The sequence below is a fragment of the Micromonospora sp. CNZ309 genome, assembly GCF_002846525.1.
Genome location: NZ_PJNG01000001.1, coordinates 4,169,173 through 4,190,934 on the forward strand (window position 1 = coordinate 4,169,173; position 21,762 = coordinate 4,190,934).

Annotated in this window: 19 protein-coding genes; 7 read left to right on the top strand and 12 right to left on the bottom strand. The window is 71.4% G+C overall.

The annotated features are described in order from the left end of the window. Positions 1 to 110: 110 nt before the first annotated feature. Positions 111 to 1,682, bottom strand: coding sequence for a bifunctional phosphoribosylaminoimidazolecarboxamide formyltransferase/IMP cyclohydrolase (purH, locus tag CLT72_RS17250; RefSeq protein WP_101412715.1), 1,572 nt, complete (start codon positions 1,680 to 1,682; stop codon positions 111 to 113). Then, positions 1,679 to 2,299 (bottom strand): phosphoribosylglycinamide formyltransferase, encoded by a 621-nt coding sequence (gene purN, locus CLT72_RS17255; protein ID WP_101412716.1) that lies wholly within the window; start codon positions 2,297 to 2,299, stop codon positions 1,679 to 1,681. The genes purH and purN overlap by 4 nt, the downstream gene beginning before the upstream one ends. Before the next feature lie 181 nt (positions 2,300 to 2,480). Here purN and CLT72_RS17260 point away from each other — a divergent pair, with 181 nt between their 5' ends. Next, entirely contained in the window at positions 2,481 to 2,780 is a 300-nt protein-coding gene (locus CLT72_RS17260) for a CD225/dispanin family protein (RefSeq protein ID WP_088998462.1), read from the top strand. A 20-nt stretch (positions 2,781 to 2,800) separates the two neighbouring features. Beyond that, entirely contained in the window at positions 2,801 to 3,439 is a 639-nt protein-coding gene (locus CLT72_RS17265) for a hypothetical protein (protein WP_101412717.1), read from the top strand. A gap of 60 nt (positions 3,440 to 3,499) precedes the next feature. On the opposite strand, the gene CLT72_RS17270 is transcribed toward CLT72_RS17265, so the two are convergent. After that, complete coding sequence (locus CLT72_RS17270; RefSeq protein ID WP_101412718.1) at positions 3,500 to 4,774, bottom strand: cell division protein PerM; 1,275 nt, start codon at positions 4,772 to 4,774, stop codon at positions 3,500 to 3,502. Between the two features lie 158 nt (positions 4,775 to 4,932). Here CLT72_RS17270 and CLT72_RS17275 point away from each other — a divergent pair, with 158 nt between their 5' ends. Beyond that, positions 4,933 to 5,199 carry a hypothetical protein gene (locus CLT72_RS17275; RefSeq protein ID WP_088998459.1) on the top strand — a complete coding sequence of 89 codons (267 nt, stop codon included), beginning with the start codon at positions 4,933 to 4,935 and terminating at the stop codon, positions 5,197 to 5,199. Between the two features lie 70 nt (positions 5,200 to 5,269). On the opposite strand, the gene sucD is transcribed toward CLT72_RS17275, so the two are convergent. The 3 genes from sucD to icmB all read right to left on the bottom strand — a co-directional run bounded on the left by sucD (position 5,270) and on the right by icmB (position 8,217). Then, complete coding sequence (sucD, locus tag CLT72_RS17280; protein ID WP_101412719.1) at positions 5,270 to 6,157, bottom strand: succinate--CoA ligase subunit alpha; 888 nt, start codon at positions 6,155 to 6,157, stop codon at positions 5,270 to 5,272. A gap of 2 nt (positions 6,158 to 6,159) precedes the next feature. Then, complete coding sequence (gene sucC, locus CLT72_RS17285; protein ID WP_101412720.1) at positions 6,160 to 7,338, bottom strand: ADP-forming succinate--CoA ligase subunit beta; 1,179 nt, start codon at positions 7,336 to 7,338, stop codon at positions 6,160 to 6,162. Between the two features lie 474 nt (positions 7,339 to 7,812). Further along, complete coding sequence (icmB, locus tag CLT72_RS17290; protein ID WP_101412721.1) at positions 7,813 to 8,217, bottom strand: coenzyme B12-dependent isobutyryl CoA mutase small subunit; 405 nt, start codon at positions 8,215 to 8,217, stop codon at positions 7,813 to 7,815. A 430-nt stretch (positions 8,218 to 8,647) separates the two neighbouring features. Here icmB and CLT72_RS17295 point away from each other — a divergent pair, with 430 nt between their 5' ends. Then, positions 8,648 to 9,364: a M23 family metallopeptidase gene (locus CLT72_RS17295; protein ID WP_101412722.1), complete on the top strand. Its 717-nt coding sequence runs from the start codon at positions 8,648 to 8,650 to the stop codon at positions 9,362 to 9,364. A 274-nt stretch (positions 9,365 to 9,638) separates the two neighbouring features. Then, positions 9,639 to 10,397: a M23 family metallopeptidase gene (locus CLT72_RS17300; protein ID WP_101412723.1), complete on the top strand. Its 759-nt coding sequence runs from the start codon at positions 9,639 to 9,641 to the stop codon at positions 10,395 to 10,397. Positions 10,398 to 10,455: 58 nt separating this feature from the next. Here the strand turns inward: CLT72_RS17300 and pcrA are convergent, their stop codons facing one another. Beyond that, positions 10,456 to 12,861, bottom strand: coding sequence for a DNA helicase PcrA (gene pcrA / locus CLT72_RS17305; protein WP_101412724.1), 2,406 nt, complete (start codon positions 12,859 to 12,861; stop codon positions 10,456 to 10,458). Positions 12,862 to 13,125: 264 nt separating this feature from the next. Here pcrA and CLT72_RS17310 point away from each other — a divergent pair, with 264 nt between their 5' ends. Then, positions 13,126 to 14,976, top strand: a complete 1,851-nt coding sequence (locus CLT72_RS17310) for a bifunctional metallophosphatase/5'-nucleotidase (RefSeq protein ID WP_101412725.1) — start codon at positions 13,126 to 13,128, stop codon at positions 14,974 to 14,976. Between the two features lie 269 nt (positions 14,977 to 15,245). Continuing rightward, the gene (locus CLT72_RS17315; protein WP_101412726.1) at positions 15,246 to 15,638 is read left to right on the top strand and encodes a chorismate mutase; all 393 of its coding nucleotides are present in this window, start codon (positions 15,246 to 15,248) and stop codon (positions 15,636 to 15,638) included. 122 nt (positions 15,639 to 15,760) lie between these two features. On the opposite strand, the gene CLT72_RS17320 is transcribed toward CLT72_RS17315, so the two are convergent. The 5 genes from CLT72_RS17320 to CLT72_RS17340 form a co-directional block, all read right to left on the bottom strand. Then, complete coding sequence (locus tag CLT72_RS17320; protein WP_101412727.1) at positions 15,761 to 16,774, bottom strand: ABC transporter ATP-binding protein; 1,014 nt, start codon at positions 16,772 to 16,774, stop codon at positions 15,761 to 15,763. Further along, entirely contained in the window at positions 16,767 to 17,789 is a 1,023-nt protein-coding gene (locus tag CLT72_RS17325; protein ID WP_101412728.1) for an ABC transporter ATP-binding protein, read from the bottom strand. The genes CLT72_RS17320 and CLT72_RS17325 overlap by 8 nt, the downstream gene beginning before the upstream one ends. Before the next feature lie 26 nt (positions 17,790 to 17,815). Then, positions 17,816 to 18,793 (bottom strand): ABC transporter permease, encoded by a 978-nt coding sequence (locus tag CLT72_RS17330; RefSeq protein WP_101412729.1) that lies wholly within the window; start codon positions 18,791 to 18,793, stop codon positions 17,816 to 17,818. Positions 18,794 to 18,830: 37 nt separating this feature from the next. After that, entirely contained in the window at positions 18,831 to 19,757 is a 927-nt protein-coding gene (locus CLT72_RS17335; RefSeq protein WP_101412730.1) for an ABC transporter permease, read from the bottom strand. A gap of 148 nt (positions 19,758 to 19,905) precedes the next feature. Further along, positions 19,906 to 21,549, bottom strand: a complete 1,644-nt coding sequence (locus tag CLT72_RS17340; RefSeq protein ID WP_101412731.1) for a peptide ABC transporter substrate-binding protein — start codon at positions 21,547 to 21,549, stop codon at positions 19,906 to 19,908. Positions 21,550 to 21,762: the final 213 nt, after the last annotated feature.

Sequence of the window (21,762 nt, forward strand, 5' to 3'; positions counted from 1 at the left end):
CCCACCCTGCCCTGTCCCCGTGGATCATGCAGTCGTGGTGGGCGGATCGCCGCCTCCACCCCTTCTCGCGGGGCACCACAACTGCATGATCCACAACAAGGGCGATCGGATCAGTGGAAGAAGTGGCGGGTGGAGGTGAGGTACATGGTGACGCCGGCCTCCTTGGCGGCGGCGATCACCTCCTCGTCGCGGATCGAGCCGCCCGGCTGCACGATCGCGCGTACGCCGGCGTCGATGAGGATCTTCGGGCCGTCGGCGAACGGGAAGAACGCGTCCGAGGCGCAGACGGCCCCACGGGCCCGGTCCGCGCCGGCGCGGCTGACCGCGAGCTGCGCCGAGTCGACCCGGTTGACCTGGCCCATGCCGACGCCGACGGTCGCGCCGTCGGAGGCGAGCAGGATCGCGTTGCTCTTCACCGCGCGCACGGCCCGCCAGGCGAAGGCCAGGTCGCGCAGGGTCGCCTCGTCGGCCGCCTCACCCGTGGCCAGTCGCCAGTTGGCCGGGTCGTCGCCCTCGGCGTCGATCCGGTCGGCCACCTGCACCAGCACGCCGCCGGTGACCTGCCGCCACTCCGCCGGCAGCGGGTCGAAGGCCGGCGCGCGCAGCAGCCGGATGTTCTTCTTCGCCTGGAGGACCTCCACCGCGCCCTCGTCGAAGCCCGGCGCCACCAGCACCTCGGTGAAGATCTCCGAGACCTGCCGGGCCAGCTCGACCGAGACCGGCCGGTTGACCGCGATCACCCCGCCGTACGCGGACACCGGGTCGCAGGCGTGCGCCTTGCGGTGCGCCTCGGCCACGTCGGCGCCGACGGCGATGCCGCACGGGTTGGCGTGCTTGATGATCGCCACGGCCGGCTGGTCGGCGAAGTCGTTGGCCGCCCGCCACGCCGCGTCGGCGTCGACGTAGTTGTTGTAGGACATCTCCTTGCCGTGCAGCTGCTCGGCCTGGGCGAGCCCGGCCGGGCTGGCCGGGTCGACGTAGAGCGCGGCCCGCTGGTGCGGGTTCTCGCCGTAGCGCAGCACCGCCTGCCGGCGCAGCGACAGCCCGGCGAAGTCCGGCCAGCCGTTCTCCTCGGGCGCCAGCGTGGCGGCGCACCACTCGGCCACCGCGACGTCGTACTCGGCGATGACGGCGAAGGCGCGGGCGGCCAGCACCCGCCGCTGGGCCAGCGTGAAGCCGCCCCCGTCGAGCGCGGCGAGCAGCGCCGGGTACGCGGCCGGGTCGGTGACCACGGCGACCGAGGCGTGGTTCTTGGCGGCGGCCCGGACCATCGCCGGCCCACCGATGTCGATCTGCTCGACGCACTCCTCGACGCCCGCGCCGGAGGCGACCGTGGCCTGGAACGGGTACAGGTTGGACACCAGCAGGTCGATCCCCGCGATGCCGTGCTCGTCGAGCTGGGCGACGTGGGTGTCCTTGCGCAGGTCGGCGAGGAGCCCGCCGTGCACCTTCGGGTGCAGCGTCTTGACCCGCCCGTCGAGGATCTCCGGGAAGCCGGTCACCGTCTCCACCGGAGTCACCGGCACGTCCGCGCCCGCGATCGCCGAGGCCGTGCTGCCGGTCGAGACGATCTCCACCCCGGCCGCGTGCAGCGCCCGGGCCAGCTCGACCAGGCCGGTCTTGTCGTAGACGCTGACCAGCGCCCGCCTGATCGGGCGGCGTTCGTCCTGAGTGGAACTCACGGGACCGTGACCTTTCTTCCGGTGATCGTCCAACCTTCGCGGACCAGGCGGCCCACCTGCTCGACGAGCTGGCGCCGCTCGGCTTCCTTGATGCGCTCGGTGAGCGTCTCGACGTCGTCGTCGTCGCGCACCGGCACGGCGACCTGCGCGACGATCGGGCCGGTGTCCATGCCGGCGTCGACGAAGAAGAGCGTGGCCCCGGTGACCTTCACGCCGTAGGCGAGGGCGTCGCGCGGGCCGTGGATGCCGGGGAACGCCGGCAGCAGCGTGTTGTGCGTGTTCAGGTAGCGGTCGCCGAAGGCGGCCAGGAAGTGCGGGCCGACCAGCTTGAGGAAGCCGGCGGAGACGACCAGGTCGGGCCGGTGCTCGGCGACGCGGGCGGTCAGCGCGGCGTCCCAGTCCTCGCGGGTGGGGTGGTCGGCGACCCGCTCGACGAAGGTCGGCACCCCGGCCGCGGCGGCCCGGTCCAGGCCCGCGATGCCGTCGCGGTCGGCGCCGACGGCCACCACCCGGGCCCCGTACGCCGGATCGGCGCCGGCGTCGAGCAGTGCCTGGAGGTTGCTTCCGGAGCCGGAGACGAGGACGACGATGCGGGCGGCGGACGCGGGCTCGGTCACCGGGCCACCCTATCGGGCCTGCCGTCGGGTCCATCCGCTGGGCATTGCGACATTCACCGACGACGCGAATGGCCCGGACCAGGTACGCTGCCGGTCGCTCGGGCCCGGCGCGCGTCCGGCCCGCACCCGTCAGTGATCCGACGCCCGCGGGGGTGTCGAGTGGAATGAGGAGTACGCCGAGATGCAGCCCGGATACCAGCCGCAGCAGCCGCAGATCAACAACAACATGACGATGTCGATCGTCGCCATCTTCCTCTTCTGGCCGCTGGCCATCCCGGCGATCATCAACGCCTCCAAGGTGAACCCGCTGCTCCAGCAGGGTGACTACGCCGGGGCCCAGGCCGCCGCCGCCGAGTCGAAGAAGTGGTCCAAGTGGGCCCTCATCGTCGGCATCAGCTGGTACGTGATCGTGCTGATCTGCTGCCTGCTGGGTGGGCTCGCCGGCGTCATGGGCGGCGACACGTCCACCAGCAGCTACTGACAGATCGGACGAGGAGTCGCATGCAGCCCGGTTACCCCGGACAGGATCCGTACGGCCAGCAGCCGCACCAGGATCCGACCGCGCCGCACCACGACCCGTACGCCCCGCCGCCGGCGGCGCCGTACGGTCAGCAGCCCACCTCCGGGCAGCCGAACGACCCGTACGCCGCGCCGCAGGATCCGTACGGCCAGCAGAACCCGTACGGCCAGCAGGACCCCTACGGGCAGCCGCCCACGTCGGGGCAGCCCTACGGGCAGCAGCCGATCTCCGGCCAGCCCTACGGGCAGCCGGCGTCCGGTCAGCCGTACGGGCAGCAGCCGTACCAGGACCCCTACGGCCAGCAGGCGTACCCGCCGCCCATGTATCCCAACGCGGGGTTCGCCGCGAAGGGGCCGGGGCAGCAGCAGAACACCCTCGGCCTGGTGTCCATGATCCTCGGCATCGCCTCGATCCCGCTGGTCTGCTGCTACCTCGGCATCCCGCTGGGCCTCGGTGCGCTGGTGACCGGGTGGCTGGGCAAGCAGAAGGCCGCCCAGGGGCTGGCCGACAACAACGGTCAGGCCCTCGCCGGCATGATCTGCGGCGCCATCGGCGTCGTGCTCGGCCTGCTCCAGATCGTCTTCCTGGGCTTCAGTCTGACGCTGCCCGACCAGCCCTGACCGGCATGCGACAGGGGCGTCCCGGCTCGTCCGGGGCGCCCCTTCGGCGTCTGCCGGCCCTCAGCGGGACGCGCGGGACAGCACCCGGGTCGCGGCGGCACCGATGAGCGCCCCGGCGGCGACGACCGCAGTGGCCACCGCCGCCACCTGCCAGGCGACGGGCCCCACCTCGGCCAGCCGGCCACCGCCGAGCGATCCGGCAGAGCCGGCCGCGGCGGCGCCCAGCAGCAGACCGGCCACCGGGCCGGCGATCACCGCCGGCCCGAGCAGCGGCCCCCAGCGCAACGGTGCCCGGTCGTCGGCGGCGAGGCGGAGCAGCCGGCGGGCGAGCAACCAGCCCGCGGCCATCCCGGCGAGGACCGGCACCGCGAGCAGCCCGGCCCCGAGCCCGTCGACCGGCCCGCGCGGCAGCCCGGCCAGCAGTGGTACGGCCGGCAGCGCCCCGACGGAGACCTCGCTGGTGCGTACCGCCGTGTCGGTGCCGACGGCGAACCCCGGACCGAGCAGGTAGCTGACCGCCCAGATCGCGGCGTTGGGCGCGTAGGCGAGGCTGACCAGCGTGATCCCGGCCTGGCCGGCGACCCCGGTGCGGTAGGCCCCGATCAGGTCGGCGGCGTCGCCGCCCCCAATGGCCACGGCGAGCCCCGCCGCACCGGCCCCCGCGCCGAGGAGCAGCAGCGCGGCCACCAGCCCGGTGCGGATCCCGTCGCGCAGCAGCTCCGGGGATCGCACGGCGAGCAGGCCGGCCACGTGCGTCGTCCGGGCCGAGCCGACGAGGGCCCCGAGCGTGCCGAGCACCACGAGGGTCAGCCCGGCGCGCACCGGTGACGCGCCGGCCAGGACCGCGCCGAGCACCCCGAGCAACGCATACGCGACGCCGACCGCGACGGCGGCGAGGAGCGCCTGCCGCGGCGACCGCCCGCCCCGCGCGCCGATGGCCCGACTGGCGTGCACGCCCGCCCTGGTCAGCCGCCAGAGCACCAGCGCGGTCAGCGCCAGCGGGGTCAGCCCGAGCGGGCCGGCGGGGGTGTCCAGCGGGACGCCGTGCCCGAGCAGCCAGCCGGCCAGCCCGGCGCGCAGCGCGCCCGGCACGGAGGCGGCACCCTCGCTGAGCTGGAACAGCCAGAGCACGAGCGCGACCGGCAGCCACGAGGTGAGCGCCGCCCACCCGGCGGCGACCCCGGCGGCGACGACGAGCGGCGCACGGCTGCGGCGCGACTCGCCGGCGCGCGGCGCGGGCACCCGCCGACCCCGCCCGGCGGGCGCGGCCGGGCGGGCGCCGGGGCCGACGTCGACGCCGGGACGGCTGGGCTGATCAGGGGTGACGGGGGACATCGCGTCTACTCTGGCATGCCGGGCCGGCGGTGGCAGTCCGATACCGCCCCGCAGGGGCGACGAGTTCCGTGATCCACCGTCTTCGGCCCCCGTTCCGGTCTAGCGTCAGGCGCAGGGACGCGATCGAGAGTCGCGGCACCGACGCCCGGAGGAGAGTCGTGAACACTCCGTATCCGCCGCCCCCGCCACCACCGGCCGCGGCCGGCAGCGACCGCACGGTGCTCTGGGGCGTGCTCGGCATCATCCTCGGCCTGCTGTGCTGCGGCATCCTGGGGATCGTCTTCGGTTACCTGTCGATCCGGGACGCCAAGCGCTACGGCCAGTCGCCCGTGCTCGGCTACCTGGCGATCGCGTTCGGCGTACTGAACATCGTCGGCAGCGGCATCCTCTGGGCCGGCGGCAACTACCCGCTCTACAACGACTGAGGCCGACCGGCCCACGACGACGGAGGGCCGACCGCGAACGGTCGGCCCTCCGGTCGTACGTCGGTCGGGCTCAGCCCGCGGACATGATCTCCCGCATGAGCTTGGCGGTCTCGGTCGGGGTCTTGCCGACCTTGACGCCGACGGCCTCCAGCGCGTTCTTCTTGGCGTCGGCGGTGCCCGCCGAGCCGGAGATGATCGCACCGGCGTGGCCCATGGTCTTGCCGGGCGGCGCGGTGAAGCCGGCGATGTAGCCGACCACCGGCTTGGTCACGTTCGCCTTGATGAACTCGGCGGCCCGCTCCTCGGCGTCGCCACCGATCTCACCGATCATGACGATCGCGTCGGTGTCGGGGTCGGCCTCGAACGCGGCGAGCGCGTCGATGTGCGTGGTGCCGATGATCGGGTCACCACCGATGCCGACGCAGGTCGAGAAGCCGATGTCGCGCAGCTCGTACATCATCTGGTAGGTCAGCGTGCCGCTCTTGCTGACCAGGCCGATGCGGCCGGTGCCGGTGATGTCGGCCGGGATGATGCCGGCGTTGGACGCGCCCGGCGAGGCGATGCCCGGGCAGTTCGGGCCGATGATCCGGGTCCGCTCCCCCTTGGCGACGTTGTACGCCCAGAACGCGGCGGTGTCGTGCACCGGCACGCCCTCGGTGATCACCACGGCCAGGTCGATCCCGGCGTCGATCGCCTCGACGACCGCGCCCTTGGTGAACTGCGGCGGTACGAAGATCACGGTCACGTCGGCACCGGTCTGCGCCATCGCGTCCGCGACGCTGGCGAAGACCGGCAGCTCGGTGCCGTCGAAGTCGACCGTCTGGCCCGCCTTGCGCGGGTTGACGCCGCCGACGACGTTGGTGCCCGCGGCGAGCATCCGCCGGGTGTGCTTGGAACCCTCGGAACCGGTCATCCCCTGGACGATGACCTTCGAGTCCTTGGTCAGCCAGATAGCCATTGTCAGACCCCCGCAGCCGCCAGCTCGGCGGCCCGCTCGGCCGCGCCATCCATCGTGTCGACCCGCTGGACCAGCGGGTTGTTCGCGCCGTCGAGGATCGCCCGGCCGGCCTCGGCGTTGTTGCCGTCGAGGCGGACGACCAGCGGCTTGGTGACCTGCTCGCCGCGCTGCTCGAGCAGGGCCAGCGCCTGCACGATGCCGTTGGCGACCTCGTCGCAGGCGGTGATGCCGCCGAAGACGTTGACGAAGACGCTCTTCACCGACGGGTCGGACAGGACGATCTCCAGCCCGTTCGCCATCACGGCGGCGCTCGCGCCGCCGCCGATGTCGAGGAAGTTGGCCGGCTTGACGCCGCCGTGCCGCTCACCGGCGTACGCGACCACGTCGAGGGTCGACATGACCAGGCCGGCGCCGTTGCCGATGATCCCGACCTCGCCGTCGAGCTTGACGTAGTTGAGGTCCTTCTCCTTGGCGGCCTGCTCCAGCGGGTCCACGGCGGCCTGGTCGACCAGCGCCTCGTGGTCCGGGTGCCGGAACGCGGCGTTCTCGTCGAGGGTGACCTTGGCGTCGAGCAGCAGCAGCTTGCCCTCGCCGGTCTTGGCCAGCGGGTTCACCTCGACCAGCGTGGCGTCCTCGGCGACGAAGGCCTTCCACAGCCCCACGGCGACCTCGACGACCTGGTCGGCGACCTCGGCCGGGAAGTTGGCGGCGGTGACGATCTCGCGCGCCTTCGCCTCGTCGACGCCGGTGTTGGCGTCGATCGGAGCCTTGACGACCTTCTCCGGGGTCTCGGCGGCGACCTGCTCGATGTCCATTCCACCCGCGACGCTGGCGATGCAGAGGAAGGTGCGGTTCGCCCGGTCGAGCAGGTAGGAGAAGTAGTACTCCTCGGCCACGTCCGCGGTCACAGTGATCATGACCTTGTGGACGGTGTGGCCCTTGATGTCCATGCCCAGGATGTCGGTGGCGCGGGCCACCGTCTCCTCGGCGCCCTCGGCCAGCTTCACGCCGCCGGCCTTGCCTCGGCCACCGACCTTCACCTGCGCCTTGACGACCACCCGACCGCCGAGGCGTTCGGCGATCGCGCGGGCCTCCTCCGGGGTCGTGGCGACGCCGCCGGCGAGCACGGGCAAGCCGTGCCGCTCGAACAGGTCCCGCCCCTGGTACTCGTACAGGTCCACGTTTGCGCGTCCCGTCCCGTCTCCGCGGCGCGCCGTCGCGCCGCCACCAGCGTTATGGAAAACAGTTTGACGCCTGTCATCACTTGACACAGGCCATTGGGCGCAGCCTAGCGAGGTGGACACCGCCGGCAACCGAGCGGGTGCGCGTTGTGTGGTAATGCACATTCGGCGGCGTCACGTGGCCTTTTCGCGACTTCGGCCCGATCTCAGCCGTCCGGGCGATGTTGCCGGGGGTGCGTAACCCCGCCGTGGGGGCGTCGTTGAGTCAGGTGTCGGAGCGCTGAGACAGCGCGGCGACGGGAGCGGCCGATGCCCTGTCGGTCGAGGGGTGGCGGCGGGGCATCGTGCATAGAGGGGCCGGACGTGTGAGGGGTGCGTCCGGCCCCTCCCCCTGTCCGGCTCCGGCAGGCCGGCCCCGCGACTGCCGTCGGACGGCGTGCTGCGCGACTGTCGTCAGGCGACCCGCGGCTGCCGTCAGGCGACCGGCTGCGCGACGTTCTGCCGGACCCACTCGACGATCGACTGGGTGGTCGCGCCCGGCGTGAAGATCTTGGCGACCCCGATCCGCTGGAGCTCCGGGATGTCGGCGTCGGGGATGATGCCGCCGCCGAACACGACGATGTCGCGGGCGTCGCGCTCACCGAGCAGCTCCACGACCCGCCGGAACAGCGTCATGTGCGCCCCGGACAGCACGGAGAGCCCGACCGCGTCGGCGTCCTCCTGGATCGCGGTCTCCACGATCTGTTCCGGGGTCTGGTGCAGGCCGGTGTAGATGACCTCCATGCCGGCGTCCCGCAGGGCACGCGCGACGACCTTTGCACCACGGTCGTGGCCGTCCAGGCCCGGCTTGGCGACGACGACCCGAACACGAGAGCTCATCAGCGCATCCCTTTCACCGGCTCCGCGGCTTCACTGAACGAACGGTAACCCGCCCGGCCCCGCCCGGGAAATCCGGGCGGCGAACCGCACGGCAACCGGGCGCGGGCGCAGCCCCGTGGAGCGGGCGCGGCGGACCGCGCCGACGGCCGGCGTCAAGCCGGACACCTCCGCCGTTCGGTCACCCTGCGCGACGAACGGGCAGTTAGGGGGGCACCGTTCGAGGGGTACGAGCCATGACAATCACGGACGCAAAGGGACAGAACGCGGTAGCAATTCGGCGCTTCGGCTTGTGACGGGACTGGTGGTTGGCTAACGTGTCCACGGTTGTCATCAGGTCCACGGACGGGTGACGACGCGGCCAGGCGACGTTCACCCGAGTTTCACGGGCGTCGAGGAAGCCGCATCGGATCCCCGACAACGGAGGGTGTGCGTGCGCCAGCGCCTGTCGTCTGAGCCCGATCGATATCGCGGTCGTCGCCGCGTACCCACCCCCCCGCGTAGCCGCTACGCGGCCGTCGTCACCACCGCCTTCGTCGGCGCCGGCATCGTCGCGATCGGCGCGGGCGCCCTGCCGGACGCCAAGAGCGTCAGCCCGTCGGTCCTCGACGAGTTGAAGGCCGCCTCGACCGTCAACCAGGACACCGCGGCCCGCGCCGACTCCGCCAACCGTGCCAGCCGCGACAGCGACCGGGCCGGTGCCGACGAGTCCGCCGAGCCCGAGGTCTGGCTACTCCCCCTCCAGGGCTACGAGTTCAACTCGCCCTACGGCATGCGCTGGGGCAAGCTGCACACCGGCGTCGACCTGGTCGCGGCCGAGGGCACGCCCTACGTCGCCATCCACGGCGGCACCGTCACCAAGGCCGGCTGGTTCGGCGGCTACGGCTACACGGTGATCGTCCAGCACGCCGACGGCAGCGAGGCGATCTACGGCCACTCCTCCGCGCTGAGCGTGAAGGAGGGGCAGCAGGTGAAGGCGGGCGACCAGCTCGGCCTCGTCGGCAACACCGGCCACTCCTACGGCTCCCACCTGCACCTCGAGGTGCATGTCAAGGGCGAGCCGCTCGACCCGGTGCCGTGGCTCAAGGAGCGCGGAGTGGACATCCAGCTGCAAGTCGAGGCTTACTACAGCGAGGTAGCCGCGTCCTGACGCTGCGCATCGCACGATGACCGCCCGGATCTGTCGATCCGGGCGGTTTTTCGTTTGGCGACGGTCAGCCGAAGTAAGCCGCGTCACACCCACGGCTGTGACGCGCGCCATCCGCCAGCATGATCACTTTTGCCCGCGAATACCCCCTAACAGGCACGCAACGGACGGCGACGGCCGCCGTGGTCCGCCCCGACTCCGTATCCCTACCCGTCACGCGGCGTGGCGACACCAGTATTTCGAGGTCAAGTGCCCCCTCGATCAGTGAAGGTCCGCCGTGCAGGAAGACATTCGGAACGAGAACACCCCCGACGCCCCCGTCCGGCACCGGCGGCGGATCGGCAGCCGTACCCGCGTGATCATCGCAGCGGCCGCCCTGGCCGGCCTCGGTCTCGGCGGAGCCGCCTTCGCGGCCACCGGGAACGACGAGCCCCCCGTGCCGGCCGCCGCCGCGGAGCCGCAGGCACGCGCGCAGGCCGCCGACCGCGCCGACCGCTCCGCCCGGGAGACCACCGCCCCGGCCACCCCCTCGGCGAGCCCGACGCCCAGCGCCACGAAGGCCATCCCTTCGGCGAAGCCCCGCCCCAAGGCCACCACCGCCAAGCCCAAGCCCAAGGCGACCACCAAGCCGAAGCCCAGTTGGGTGATCCCGATGAAGGGCGCGGCGATCACCTCCTGCTACGGCCCGCGCTGGGGCACGCAGCACGCCGGCATCGACTTCGCGTTGCCCGCCGGCACCCCGGTCCGCGCGGCCTTCGGCGGCACCGTCACCAAGGCCGGCGACGTCGGCGACGGGTACGGCATCTCCGTCTTCGTCGACCACGGCAACGGCTACCTGACCCACTACGCGCACCTGAGCACCGCCAAGGTGGGCGTGGGCGAGAAGGTCGCCGCCGGGCAGACCATCGGCCTGGAGGGGTCCACCGGCGACTCCACCGGCCCGCACCTGCACTTCGAGGTGCACCAGGGCCAGATGTGGAACCAGATCGACCCCGCGCCGTTCCTGCGCGCCCGGGGCATCGACGTGGCCTGCTGACCCGCAACCACCGGAAACGGCCCGGTCCGGCGCGCTGCCGGGCCGGGCCGGGCCGGTCTCAGAGCTTGTCGATCGGGGCGTGCCGGAGCACCAGCCACATCGTCTGGTCGCCGAAGTCGATCTGCGCCCGTGCGCCCGGGCCGTGCCCCTCGACGGCGAGCACCCGGCCCAGGCCGTAGCGCTGGTGGTTGACCCGGTCGCCGACGGAGACCTTCGGCCCCTGCGGCAGCTCGCTCGCCGTGGTGAGGCGGCTGGCGTCGACCCCCAGCCGCTTCGCCAGCTGCGCGGCCTTGGGCGTGCCGCCGTTGAAGCCCACGCGGCCGCCGGGCACCCGGTCCGCGCGGCCACCCACGCCGCCGCCCCCGCCGGCCCACGAGGTGTACGACCCCTCGGTGCGCTCCCAGCGCACCAGCTCCGGCGGCAGCTCCTCCAGGAAGCGCGACGGCGGGTTGTAGGCCGGCTGCCCCCACGCCGAACGGGTGACCGCCCGGGAGAGGTAGAGACGCTGCCGGGCCCGGGTGATGCCGACGTACGCCAGCCGGCGCTCCTCCTCCAACTCCCGGCTGTCGCCCAGCGAGCGCAGGTGCGGGAAGACGCCGTCCTCCAGGCCCGTCAGGAAGACCACCGGGAACTCCAGCCCCTTGGCGGTGTGCAGCGTCATCAGCGTGACCACGCCCTGGTGGTCGGGGTCGTCCGTCGGCACCTGGTCGGCGTCGGCGACCAGCGCGACCTGCTCCAGGAAGCCGGCCAGGGTGGCCCGCTCCCCCTCCTCGCCGAGGGCCTCGATCCGCTCGGTGTACTCCCGGGCGACGCTGACCAGCTCCTGGAGGTTGTCGACCCGCCCCGCGTCCTGCGGGTCGAGGCTCTCCTCCAGCTCGGTGAGGTAGCCCGAGCGGGTCAGCAGCGCCTCCAGCACCTCCTCCGGGGTGCCCGTCTCGGCCAGCTCGCGGGCGCCGTCGAGCAGCGCCACGAAGTCGGCGATGCCGTTGGCCGCCCGCGTGGAGATGCCCGGGGCGTCCTTGGCCCGCCGCAGCGCCGCCCCGAAGGAGACCCGGTCGCGGCTGGACAGCGCCTCCACGCACGCCTCGGCCCGGTCGCCGATGCCGCGGCGCGGCGTGTTGAGGATCCGGCGCAGGCTGACCGTGTCGTCGTCGTTGACCACCGCGCGCAGGTAGGCCAGCGCGTCGCGGACCTCCTTGCGCTCGTAGAAGCGCACCCCGCCGACCACCTTGTAGGGCAGGCCGACGCGGATGAACACCTCCTCGAAGACCCGGGACTGGGCGTTGGTGCGGTAGAAGACGGCCACGTCGCCGGGGCGGGTCTCGTCGGCGTCGACCAGCCGGTCGATCTCGCGCGCCACCCAGTCGGCCTCGGCGTGCTCGGTGTCGGCCACGTAGCCGACGATCGGCTCGCCGGCGCCCGCCTCGCTCCACAGCCGCTTCGGCTTGCGCGACGTGTTGCGGTCGATCACCGCGTTGGCCGCGTTGAGGATGGTCTGGGTGGAGCGGTAGTTCTGCTCCAGCAGGATCGTCCGGGCGTCGCCGAAGTCGCGCTCGAACTCCAGGATGTTGCGGATCGTGGCGCCCCGGAACGCGTAGATCGACTGGTCGGCGTCACCGACCACGCAGAGTTCCGCCGGCTCGATCCCCTCCGTGCCGGCGACCAGCTCCTTGATCAGCACGTACTGGGCGTGGTTGGTGTCCTGGTATTCGTCGACCAGGACGTGCCGGAACCGCCGGCGGTAGCTCTCCGCGACGTGCGGGTGGGACTGGAGCAGGTGCACCGTCGTCATGATCAGGTCGTCGAAGTCCAGCGCGTGCGCCTCGCGCAGCCGCCGCTGGTAGAGCGTGTAGGCCTCCGCCAGCGCCCGCTCGTTGGGCCCCTTGGCGCGGCCCGCGAACTCCTCGGGGTCGACCAGCTCGTTCTTCAGGTTGGAGACCTGGGCGGCCAGCCCGCGCGCCGGGTAGCGCTTCGGGTCGAGGTCGAGCTCCCTGGCGACCATCTGCATCAGTCGGCGGGAGTCGTCCGCGTCGTAGATCGAGAAGGTCGACTTCAGCCCGGCGTGCTCGTGCTCGGCGCGCAGGATGCGTACGCACGCCGAATGGAACGTCGACACCCACATCAGGCGGGCGCGGGGACCCACCAGGTGGGCGACGCGCTCCTTCATCTCGCCGGCGGCCTTGTTGGTGAAGGTGATCGCGATGATCTCGCCGGGGTGCACGTCCCGGGCGGCCAGCAGGTAGGCGATCCGGTGGGTGAGCACCCGGGTCTTGCCCGAGCCCGCACCTGCCACGATCAGCAGCGGCGAGCCGGCATGCGTGACGGCGTCGCGCTGCGGGCCGTTCAGGCCCTCGACCAGGGCCTGCGGGTCGAGGTGGACGGCCGACGACCGGGGCCGGTGCGGCGAGGTCGGGGCAGGCGTCGGCGCGGGCGGGGACGTGGGGATGTCGAAGAGAGGATGCATCGCACGGCGAGTCTATGCCGCCGGGCGGACAGTTCCCCGCCGCGCGTACCCCGGCTCGCCCGAGCCGTTCCCCGGGCCGGTCGATCCGCCCGGTCCGCGTCGCCGCCGGCTGCCCGCCGCGGGCGCGTGGTGCAGGGAATCGTCCCCGACTCATCCGGTCGAGACGAAGATGTCACCCTGTCGTGTCTGGTGCCGCCGTCCCCCGTGCAGAACGATGACGGTGAAAATCCGGCTCCTCCCCCGTACACGACTGGGAGAACGACCATGACTCAGCCGCGTTCGCGCGGTCGGGCGGCGCTGCGCCACCTCGCCGCGCCCACCCTCGCGTTGGCCGTCGTCGCCACGCTGTCCCCCGCTTCCCGGCCCGCGCCGGGTCCCGCCGGCGACCAGACGGCCGGCCTCACCCCCGTCTCGGTCTCCTACGCCGCCCCGAGCGGCGGCGAGGTCAAGGGCAACTTCCTGAGCTACAACGACTTCCACGGCGCCATCGACCCGCCCGGCGGCAGCGGCGCGGCGGTCAACGGCACCCCCGCCGGAGGTGTGGAGTACCTCGCCACCTGGCTGAAGAAGCTGCGCGCCGAGGCCAAGGCCGAGGGGCGGAGCACCACCACCGTCGGGGCCGGCGACCTGATCGGCGCCACCCCGCTCGTTAGCGCCGCCTTCCACGACGAGCCGACCATCGAGCTGATGGACGAGATCGGCCTGGACGTCAGCAGCGTCGGCAACCACGAGTTCGACGAGGGCGTCGACGAGCTGATCCGGATCGACAAGGGCGGCTGTCACCCGGTCGACGGCTGCCAGGACGGCGACGGTTTCGCGGGCGCGAAGTTCACGTACCTGGCCGCCAACACCGTGAGCAGGAAGACCGGCCTGCCGATCCTGCCCCCGGTGGACGTGCGGTTCGTCGGTGGCGTGCCGGTCGGCTTCGTCGGCGTGACCCTGGAGGGCACCCCGGGCATCGTCAACCCGGCCGGCATCGCCTCCGTACGCTTCACCGACGAGGTGGCGACCGCCAACAAGTGGGGCGGCCTGCTCAAGCTCTTCGGCGTCAAGGCGATGGTGCTGCTGGTGCACGAGGGCGGCGCCCAGTCGCCGCCGCCGGCCACCCCGGGCGTCTCGGACTGCGCCAACTTCTCCGGCCCGATCGTGGACATCGTCCGCGGCCTGCGGCCGGAGTTCGGGCTGGTCGTCTCCGGCCACACCCACCGCTTCTACTCCTGCTCGCTGCCGAACTCCTCGGGCGCCCCGAGCGTGGTCACCAGCGCCGGCAACAACGGTCAGCTGATCACCGACGTCGACTACTCGCTGGACCGGCGCACGGGCCGGTTCACCGGGATCACCGCCCGCAACGTGGTCGTCGAGAACGGCGTCCGCAACCCGGACGGCACCTGGCAGCAGAGCGCCCCGGGCACGTACGTGCGCAACCCCGACCTGGTGGACCCGGACGCCAAGGCCCTGGCCGACAAGTACCGGGCGGCCGTCGCGCCCATCGCCAACCGCGTGGTGGGCCGGATCTCGGCCGACATCGTCCGCGACGCCCGCCCCAGCGGGGAGAGCCCGCTCGGTGACGTCATCGCCGACGCCCAGCTCGCGTACACCCGCTCGAACGGGGCGCAGATCGCGCTGATGAACCCGGGCGGCATCCGGGCGTCCCTGCCGTACGCGGCCTCGGCCGGGGGCGAGGCGCCGGGTGAGGTCACCTACGGCGAGGCGTTCACCGTCCAGCCGTTCAACAACCTGGTGGTCACCCAGACCCTCACCGGCGCGCAACTGCGCAACGTGCTGGAGCAGCAGTTCGTGGGCTTCAAGGGGCAGACCACCCAGCGCATCCTCCAGGTCTCGGCCGGGCTGACCTACTCGTACGACAGCACCGCCCCGGCGGGCTCGCGGGTCAGCGCCCTGGCGTTCGACGGCGCGCCGGTCGACCCCGCCGCCAGCTACCGGGTAACCACGAACGACTTCCTGGCCAACGGCGGGGACGGGTTCACCGAGTTGCAGGCCGGCACGGCGCGGACCACCGCCCCCGGCTTCGACGTCGACGCCCTGATCGCCTACCTGGGCGCCGGCGCCCCGGTCGCCCCCGGGCCGGCCGACCGGATCACCCGCCTCGGCTGAGGCGCGGGCGGTCCCGGCGTCACGACGGCGCCGGGGCCGCCCGTCCGGGCACGGGTTGCGCCGAATCCTTGCGCCGGCCGGGCCGGGGTCGGCATACTCGACGACGTGTTCGGTCAGCGCTTCTACTTTTACTACGGCACCGGGAGTCCGGCAGCCGTAGGTCGCGCCTGATCGACAAGACCTACGAGAAAGCCCCGGGCTCCTGGAAGCCCGGGGCTTTCTCCGTCCCGGGATCCGGGCACCGGGCACCTGACGGCGAGGGGTACCCGATGATGACAGACGTGGTGGAGTCCAACGGCAGCCTGACGCGACCCGAGGCGGGCCGGCCCGGCCCGGGTGCCTCCGGGTCCCCGGTCGACGGCCCGAACGGCGCCGACGACGCCAGGCCGGAGGCGGGCACCGGCACCCCGGAGCCGGCCGCGGCCGCCCGGATCGTCGAGATCCGGGAGCGGATCGACGAGATCGACCGGGCGTTGATCGAGCTCTGGCAGGAGCGGGCCCGGCTCTCCCAGGAGGTCGGGGTGACGCGGATGGCCTCCGGCGGCACCCGGCTGGTGCTGTCCCGGGAGCGGGAGATCCTGGAGCGCTTCCGGGGCGCCCTCGGCGCCGACGGCACGCAGCTCGCGTTGCTGCTGCTCCGCGCCGGCCGCGGCCCTCTGTGAGGCGTACGCCGGCAGCGGCCCGCCCCGCGCCCCCGTGGGGGTCCGGGCGGGTCGCCCGTCCCCGGAGACGACGGAACCGCCCGCCGTCGTCGCGGTGACGTCGGCGGGCGGTTCCGTGGGGCTCACACCTCGTGCGTCTGCACGATCTCGCGCTTCTCCGCGAAGTGGCAGGCGCTCGGGTGGTCCGAGCCTGGGCGGATCTCCAGCAGCGGGACCTGCTCGGCGCAGATGTCCTGCGCCTTCCAGCAGCGGGTCCGGAACCGGCAGCCCGACGGCGGGCTCACCGGCGAGGGCACGTCCCCGGTGAGCCGGATGATCGCCTTGTTGTCCCGAACGGTCGGGTCCGGCACTGGCACGGCCGAGAGCAGCGCCTGCGTGTACGGGTGGGTCGGCCGCTCGTAGATCTCGTCCTCGGTGCCGATCTCGGCGATCTTGCCGAGGTACATGACCGCCACCCGGTCCGACAGGTGCCGGACCACCGACAGGTCGTGCGCGATGAACACGTACGACAGGCCGAACTCGCCCTGGAGCTTCTCCAGCAGGTTCATCACCTGGGCCTGGATCGACACGTCCAGCGCGGACACCGGCTCGTCGCAGATGATGATCTCGGGCCGCAGGGCGAGGGCGCGGGCGATGCCGATGCGCTGGCGCTGACCGCCGGAGAACTGGTGCGGGTACCGGTTGATGTGCTCCGGGTTCAGACCCACCAGGTCGAGCAGTTCCTTGACCTTGTCCCGGCGGCTGGCCTTCGGCGCAACCTCCGGGTGGATCTCGAACGGCTCACCGATCAGGTCGCCGACCGTCATCCGCGGGTTCAGCGAGGTGTACGGGTCCTGCATCACCAGCTGGATCTGCCGGCGCAGCCGGCGCAGTGCCGGGCCGGACAGCTTCGAGATGTCCTGGCCCTTGTAGTGGACGCTGCCACCCGTCGGCTTCTCCAGGTTCATCAGGACCCGGGCCAGCGTCGACTTGCCGCAGCCCGACTCGCCGACCACACCCAGGGTCTCGCCGGCCTTGAGCTCGAAGGAGACCCCGTCGACCGCCTTGACGTGACCGATGGTCTTCTTGAACACCACGCCCCGGGTCACGGGATAGTGCTTGACCAGGTCACGGACCTCGAGGATGTTCTCAGTCACGGTTCACCAGCTCCTCGGCGAAGTGGCAGGCGCTGGCCCGGCCGGAGCCGACCTGCAGCAGCGGCGGGACCTTCTCCCGGCAGACCGGCTGCGCCATGGGGCAGCGCGGGTTGAACGGGCAGCCCGGCGGGATGTTCATCAGGTTCGGCGGGAGACCCTTGATCGTCCGGAGCTGCTGCCCCTTCTCGTCGAGCCGCGGGATCGAGTTGATCAGGCCGATCGTGTACGGGTGCGCCGGCTTGGCGTACAGGTCGTAGACGTCGGCTTCCTCGACGATCCGGCCCGCGTACATCACCGCGATCCGGTCCGCGACGTCGGCGACCACGCCGAGGTCGTGGGTGATCAGGATCAGGCCCATCTGCCGCTCACGCTGGAGCTCCGCGAGCAGGTCCATGATCTGCGCCTGCACCGTCACGTCGAGCGCGGTGGTCGGCTCGTCCGCGATCAGCACCTCCGGGTCCAGGGCGAGCGACATCGCGATCATCGCGCGCTGCCGCATACCGCCCGAGAACTGGTGGGGGTAGCTGCTGAACCGCCCCTTGGCGTTCGGGATCTTGACCTGGTCGAGCATCTCGATCGCGCGCTTCTTCGCGTCGGCCCGGCTCATGCCGCGCCGCACCCGGAACTGCTCGGCGATCTGGAACCCGACGGTGAAGACCGGGTTCAGCGCCGAGAGCGCGTCCTGGAAGATCATCGCGATGCCCTCGCCGCGGATGCGGCGCCGCTCCTCGAAGGACATGGCGAGCATGTCCTTGCCGTGGAAGCGGACCTGGCCGCCGGTGACGTAGCCGGGCGGCGTGTCGAGGATGCCCATGATGGTCTGCGCGGTGACGCTCTTACCGGAGCCGGATTCGCCGAGCACGGCGAGGGTCTCCCCCGCGTCGACGTGGTACGTGACCCCGTTGATGACCTTGGCGACGCCGTCCCGGGTGCGGAACTCCACGCGGAGGTCGTCGACCTCGAGCAACCTGCCCGAGGGGCGGCCGGACGCACCGGCCGCGGACTGCTCGGACACCAGAATGTCGGACAACTGAATCTCCCCTAGCGGAGTTTCGGATCGAGGGCCTCGCGGACCGTCTCACCGAGCATCACGAAGCTCAGGACGGCGGCGACGAGGAACCCGGCGGGGAAGAAGAGCAGGTAGGGCGCGACCCGGAGGAGGTTCTGCGCCTCGTTGATCATGATGCCCCAGGAGACCACCGGGCTCTTCAGGCCGACACCGAGGAAGGACAGCGTCGCCTCGGCCCCGATGTACGAGCCGACCAGGATCGTCCCGTAGACCAGCAGCGGCGCGAGGCAGTTCGGCAGCAGGTGCTTGAGGATGATGCGGCCGGTGCCGGCGCCCAGCGCGCGGGCGGCGACGATGTAGTCGGCCTCCTTGGTGGCCAGCACCGAGGAACGCATCAGTCGCATCACGACCGGCCAGCCCAGCACGATCAGGGACATGCTCACCAGAGCCATGATCTCGGCCTTGCTGTTGCTCGTGCCCGACCCGTTGAAGGTGGTCAGGATCACAATGGCACCGAGCACGAAGGGCAGGCCGAAGAAGACGTCGGCGATCCGGGAGAGCAACGCGTCCACCCAGCCGCCCCGGTAGCCCGCGACGATCCCCATCGCGCCACCGAAGAGGAGCACGCCGAGCACGGAGAGCAGCGAGACCACGATGGACGCGCGGGCGCCGTAGATCACCCGGGCGAAGACGTCACGGCCCTGGAAGTCGTAGCCGAACCAGGCCTCCGACGACGGGCCGACGAGGCTGTTCTGCAGGTCGCCGTTCTCCGGGTCACCGGAGGTGAACAGCGAGGGGAAAGTGGTCATCAGCAGGAAGAGGAGGATGAACGCCGCGGAGATCCAGAACAGCGGCTTGCGGCGCAGGTCGCGCCAGGCGTCGCCGAGCAGGCCGCGCGGCTTCTCCGTGCGGGCGTTCTCCGGCAGGCCGGCGTTGGTCGGCGCGCCGACCTCGTCAGGCGCCAGCGCGGGCGGCGCGGTGACGATCGAGGCGGCACTCGGGTCGTTCATGCCCGCGGACGCGGCAATGCTGGTTCGTTCGCTGCGCTCACTCATAGCGGATCCTCGGGTCCAGGGCGGCGTAGAGCAGGTCGACCAGCAGGTTCATCAGCAGGTAGACGAGCACCAGGACCACCACGATGGAGACAACGGTAGCGCTCTCCTTGGTGATGATCGCGCGGTAGACCTGCCGGCCGATCCCGTTGATCTGGAAGATGCCCTCGGTGACGATCGCGCCGCCCATCAGGGCGCCGAGGTCGGTGCCGAGCAGGGTCACCACGGGGATGAGCGAGTTGCGCAGCAGGTGGATTCCGACCACCCGGCGCATCGGCAGGCCCTTGGCGATCGCGGTGCGCACGTAGTCGGCGCGGCGGTTCTCCGCGATGCTCGTGCGGGCCAACCGGGCGATGTACGCCATCGAGGCGCTGCCCAGGACGAAGCCGGGCACGATCAGCTCGGTGAGCCGCATCTCGCTGGAGACCGTCGGCTTGACGATGCCCCACTGCACGCCGAGCAGCCACTGGGCCACGAAGCCGATGACGAAGATCGGCAGGGCGATCAGGAAGAGGCTGGAGACCAGGACCAGGTTGTCCAGGAAGCCGTTGCGGCGCAGACCGGTCAGCACGCCCGCGGTGAGTCCGATGACCGCCTCGATGGCCAGCGCGACCAGCGCCAGCTTCAGGGTGTTCGGGTACGCCGTGGCGATGATGTCGCCGATTTCCCGGTTGTTGAACGTCTGCCCGAAGTCGCCCTGGAACAGGTTCTTCATGTAGTTGCCGTACTGCACGACCAGCGGCTCGTCGAGCTTGAACTTCTCGGTCATCATGTTGACGAAGCTGTCGGGGCAGCGTCGCTCGCCGCACTTGCCCGCGAAGGGGTCGCCGGGCACCGACCACACGAGCCAGTAGATCAGGAACGTCGTCCCGATGAAGACCGGAACGAGTTGGAGTAGCCGTCTCAACAGATAACGGCCCATGGGGTGGTCCTCCAGACAGGGGGCGCGCGTCGGACGGCCGACACGGGGATGACAGACGTGGCGAGGACGTGTGGTGACACTTCCTCACGGAACGGCCCGGGTCGGGCTCACCGGTAGGTGAGCCCGACCCGGGGTCAGACCGTTCGGATCAGAGCTCGACCGAGGTGAGGTCGAGTTCACCGACGTTGGAGAGCTCGAGCTTCTTGATCTTCTCCGAGTGGCCGGACTGCTGACCACCGAAGTAGACCGGGATCGAGGGGACGTCCTGGTCGATCAGGGCGACCGCCTCGGCGTACTTGGCGTGCGAGGCCTCCAGGCTCGGCGCGGAGGCGGCTTCCTTGGCCAGCGCGTCGACCTGCGGGTTGCTGTACTTGCCGTCGTTCGAGGAACCGCCGGTCACGTAGAGCGGGCCGACCCAGTTCTCCACGTCCGGGTAGTCCTGCTGCCAGCCGGCGCGGTACATGCCGGTCATCTTGCCGGCGTTGATGTTCTGGCGGAACACCGCGAAGGTCGGCACACCCTCGGCGCGGGCGTTGATGCCGAGGTTCGTCTTGACCTGCTGCGCGACGGCCTCCATCCACTCCTTGTGGCTGGCGTCGGCGTTGTAGAACATGACCAGCTCGCCGGAGAAGCCGCCGGCCTCGGCGAGGAGCTTCTTGGCCTCCTCGACGTTGAACTGGCACGCGGTGCAGTTGCCCGCCTTGGCGCCCGGGGTCAGCGGGTTGGCCCAGCTGTCGGCCGGCTTACGCGAACCGAAGAAGATCTTGTCGCTGATCTCCTGGCGGTTGATCGCCATCGAGATCGCCCGACGCAGCTTCGGGTTCTGGAAGCGCTTGTCGTAGATCGGGAAGGCGATGATGCCGGTCGACGGCGTGGTGGAGGCGATGGCCCGGTCAGCCAGGTCGGTCTTCCACTTGTCGCCCGCGATCGCGGAGACCGGAACCTGCTGCTGGAAGTCCAGGTTGCCGGCGAGCAGGTCGTTGTACGCCGCCGTGTCGTCCTGGTAGAGCTTGATGTTGACGTCCTTGATCTTCATCTTGTCGTTCAAGGAGTAGTCATCGAAGCGCGTCAGCTTGATCTGGACGTCGTCTTCCCACGACACGAACTTGATCGGGCCGTTGCCGATCGGCTTCTTGCCGAACGCCTCGGCGCCCTGGGTGAAGAACGCGTCCGGCAGCGGCATGAAGGTGCTGTAGCCGAGCTTGGTCGGGAACACGGCGGTCGGCGCCGCGAGGGTGACCTCGAAGGTGAAGTCGTCGACGACCTTCAGGCCGGACATCTCCTTGGCCTTCGGCTCCGGGGCCTTCTGCGGGCCGTCGGCGCCGTCCGGGTCCTCGGTGTGGACGTCCGCGAAGCCCTGGATGTCGCCGAAGAAGCTGCCGTTCTGCGCGCCGTTCGGCGAGTAGGCGCCCCAGTTCCAGGCGTCCACGAAGTTCTTGGCCTTGACGACGGTGCCGTCGTGGAACTTCGTGTCCTTCTTGATCTTGATCGTGTAGACCTTGGAGTCGGTCGTCTCGATCGACTCGGCGACCGCGTTGCGCGGGGCGCTGCCGTCGTTCGGGTACTCGACCAGACCGGTCCAGATCCAGTCGATGATCGCCCCACCACCGGTCTCGGTGGTGTTCGACGGGACCAGGCCGACCTCCGGCTGCGTGCCGTCGATGGTGATCGCGCCGTCCGAGCTCGCGCCGGCGTCGCCGCCGTCGCCGTCACTGCTCGAGCAACCGGACGCGACGAGCGCGAACGCCGCGCCCAGCGCGACCGCGCTGCTTGCCCGCTTCGAGACTCTCATTCCGAGGGGCCTCCTCTTTCTGAACCTGGTTCCGTCGTGGGTATCACGCACGTTGGGGGTGACACGTCCGGCGCCCGCACCGCGGGAGCCGGTTTCACCGCAGAGAATTCGGGACAAGATGTTGTACGAATCCGCCGGGCCGCCCCGCCCTTGACGCTCGGCACCGCGCACACGAGACCACCACGGAGCACCGTCAACAGGCGGGTCCCATGG